The sequence below is a fragment of the Syntrophaceticus schinkii genome (genome assembly GCF_000946815.1).
Taxonomy (GTDB): Bacteria; Bacillota; DSM-12270; order Thermacetogeniales; family Thermacetogeniaceae; genus Syntrophaceticus; species Syntrophaceticus schinkii.
Genome location: NZ_CDRZ01000164.1, coordinates 1 through 1,590, shown reverse-complemented (window position 1 = coordinate 1,590; position 1,590 = coordinate 1). Strand labels below are relative to the sequence as shown.

The 1,590-nt window shown below is 35.5% G+C and carries 2 protein-coding genes; one reads left to right on the top strand and one right to left on the bottom strand.

From position 1 onward, the window contains the following. Positions 1 to 2 precede the first annotated feature (2 nt). A complete protein-coding gene (locus SSCH_RS06835; RefSeq protein ID WP_408645710.1) occupies positions 3 to 272 on the bottom strand; it encodes a hypothetical protein in 270 nt (89 codons plus the stop codon). Positions 273 to 585: 313 nt separating this feature from the next. Between SSCH_RS06835 and SSCH_RS06830 the strand changes: the two genes are divergently transcribed. Then, positions 586 to 1,131: a helix-turn-helix domain-containing protein gene (locus SSCH_RS06830; RefSeq protein WP_044664820.1), complete on the top strand. Its 546-nt coding sequence runs from the start codon at positions 586 to 588 to the stop codon at positions 1,129 to 1,131. Positions 1,132 to 1,590 lie beyond the last annotated feature (459 nt).

Below are 1,590 nucleotides of genomic sequence, written 5' to 3'. Positions count from 1 at the left end.
AATCACTTTCCAGTGTCAAATCGAGCGAGGTTGGGGACTGTAGCTTTCAAAATCGCCATTCTTGAAATTAGTATCTCTACATTCCTTTTTTTTGCCTCTGTGAAGGCATTGTGCAGGCTGTAGCTTTCGGGGCGATAGCCCAGTAAGCCGGAAGTAAAACCATAATTAGAGCGCTGTCCTCTGTACATATTGATATAAGCGCCATCTCTGGCAAATTCAACAGTAGCCTTTTTCAAATTATGGTGAAGCAATTGTCTGGCTAAAAAGCCTATGCGGGCAGGACCACAGGTATGAGAACTGGAGGGGCCAATCATAACGGGACCTATAATATCGTTGAAAATGCTGGGACACCAATGGCTCATTATTAATTCTCCTTTTAAAAAATTCATATATATGAAACTGTTTTTTATATATTAGCACGGAGCAAGCTAAAAAACAATATATAATTTCATAGTAATGAAATATTATTGTAAGTGTACAGATATAATGGTGTGAGTTACCGTTTTATGATTGTTCATATTTATGAAATATTATGGAATGATTTGCTTTTTTGTTGTATAATAAATTTATAAGGGGGATGTTATTATGGAAAAATATTACCTTGATCATATAGGAGATAGGTTTAAAGAACTGCGAAAAGAGCAAAATCTAACATTAAAAGAGCTTTCCGAAAAGACAGGACTGTCCATTGGTTATTTAAGCAACTTGGAGCGCAACATTTCTAGCCCTACACTGGAATATATGCAGCGGATCTGTGAGATACTTGGAGTCAGCATTACTGATCTGCTTATACCCCAAAAACAAGAGCATATTATTGTAAGAAAAGCTGATAAAATAACCATTATTGAGAACGATTTTTTAAAGTGTGAGTCTATAAACTATGGCAGATACAATATGGAGTGCCTGTGTATAACCCTTCATCCGGGGGCCTCTTTTAATGATAAAACATGGGGGCATGCCTACGATGAACTGGGAATTGTGGTACAGGGCTCTATGGAGATTTCTATAGGCACAAACATTTATACATTATACGAAGGTGATTCATTCTATATATGTTCAAATACTCCGCATTCCATGTCCAACTCCAGTGAAGAGGATTGTATCAGCTATTGGGTTATGAAAAAATCTTAATCTAATATAGCAAGTTAGAGTTATCTATCAATTAGGTTTGCCATACATACAGAAAAGCCGCCAGTTATTGTGCTGGTGGCTCTTTTATATGGTAGATAAACCATTATTCATAATTATGAATTATATATTGACAAAACATTTTGTGAGCAGTAGAATGAAAAAAGCAAAATTTCATATATCTGAAATAGTCGATAAGTGTTATAAATGTAATATATTCTCGGCAATATTTCACAATTATGAAAAGATGAGCTGATGAAAGCAATCTCTAATATTATATTAATGGATAAAAAGGAGAAGTTAATATGTATTACGTTGGTAGAGATCGCAATATTGACCTTATTAAAGCAAGACCAGGCAAAAGCTGCTATGGAATGGGTCTTGGAATTATGATTTTGGACGAGGTATATCCGGGTTTTCCGGGAGATGTGAGAAACGCAAGCGCATACAATTTCCCAATTC

Excerpts from the sequence above, each read along its gene's own strand:
- SSCH_RS06830 (WP_044664820.1), top strand. The coding sequence starts at position 586 with ATGGAAAAATATTACCTTGATCATATAGGAGATAGGTTTAAAGAACTG.